Source organism: Kitasatospora sp. NPDC057936 (genome assembly GCF_042887525.1).
Classification (GTDB): domain Bacteria; phylum Actinomycetota; class Actinomycetes; order Streptomycetales; family Streptomycetaceae; genus Kitasatospora.
In genome coordinates, this window is the sequence record NZ_JBHVPD010000037.1 from 1 (window position 1) to 1,459 (window position 1,459).

At 77.1% G+C, this 1,459-nt stretch carries 1 protein-coding gene; it reads right to left on the minus strand.

From position 1 onward, the window contains the following. Positions 1-1,281 (minus strand): ALF repeat-containing protein (locus ACFVU9_RS20375; RefSeq protein ID WP_387595109.1); only part of this gene is annotated, 1,281 nt, incomplete at its 3' end. Positions 1,282-1,459: the final 178 nt, after the last annotated feature.

The window sequence follows — 1,459 nt, forward strand, 5'->3', positions numbered from 1 at the left end:
GGCCTGGGCGGCGTCCGCGTCGGAGACGCCCGCGTAGGTGGCGGAGTCGGCGGCGGCCTGGGCGGCCGCGGCGGCGTTGGCACCGGCGGAGGCGGCGGCCTGGGCGGCCGCGCCGGCCTGGGTCGCGGCGAGGCCGGCCCACTGGCTGGCCTCGCCGGCGGTGCGCGCGTTGACGGCCGCGTCCCGGGCGGTGGCCGCGGCCTTGTTCGCGGCGTCGGCCTGGCTGGCGTCGCCCGCGGCGGCGGCCGCGGCGGCCAGTGCCTGGGACGCGGCGTTGCCGGCCTTGGTCGCGGCAGCGGCGGCGTTGGCGGCGGCGTTGGCGGCCTGGCGGGACGCCTCGTTGGCGGCCTTGGCCGCCGCGGAGGCGGTCTGGGCCGCGGTGGCGGCGCGCGAGGCGGCGTCGGCGGCGCGGCCGGCGGCGCTGGAGGCGGCACCGGCCGAGCCCTGCGCGGCCTTGGTCTCGGCGGCGGCCTTCTCGGCGGCCTCCTTGGCCAGCTTGGTGGCGTCGAAGGCCTTGCCCGCCGCGTCCTTGGCGGTCTGGGCCTGCTGGCCGGCCTGGTCGGAGGCGGTCTTGGTGAGGTCGGCCAGCTGGGCGACCGTCAGCTTCTCCTGGTCGTGCGCGGCCGCGGTCTGGTAGCCGTACTGGAGGAACTGCTGGACGTCGTCCATCGAGCCGTTGAGCGCGGTGTTGGCGGCCTTCTTGACCTCGTCCCCGCCGGAGGCCATCAGCTGCGAGAGGTGGACGCGGTCGTCGTCGTCCCTCGCCTTGAACTGGCCGGTGTTCAGGAACTGGTTGACGTCGTCCAGGCTGCCGTCCATGGCCTTGGCGGCGGCTGCCTGCACGCCCGGCCCGCCGGTGGCCATGAGCTGGGAGACCCGCACCCGCTGGTCGTCCTCGTAGGCCTTCTTGGCGCCCGTGGCGAGGAACTTCTGCAGGTCGTCGGCGGATCCGGCGAGTGCTGCGGTGCCGGCCGCGCGGACTCCGGGACCGGAGGTCGCGATCAGCTCCTCGATCTTGGCCCGCAGGTCCTGGTCGGCGGCGGTGGCCCGGCCCTTGGCCAGGAAGGCCACCAGGTCGTCACCGGTGCCGGTCAGCGCGCTCTCGGCGGCGCGGCGCACGGCCGGCCCGCCGGCCTGCCAGGCCGCGACGACCTTGACCCGGTCGGGGTTCGCCGCGGTGGCGGGCGTGGTGTCCGCCACCGCGTGCGTCGTGAGCAGCCCGGTCAGCAGGCTGCCCGCCACGAACCCGGCCGCGAGGCGCGACCGGGTCCGTGCGGTCAATGACTGTTTCATCGAATGTCGCAATCCGTCCGTGAATCGGGCACCGGAGTGCCGTGACGGCCGCAGGCGTCCGCAATCCGCGCCGGCGGCCCTGAAGTGGTGCGGGCGAAACCGGCGGCGGGGCGGGGATGTCGTGGGCGCCCCCCCGCCCGGCGGGCGGTTGGGGGCGGCCGCGGGC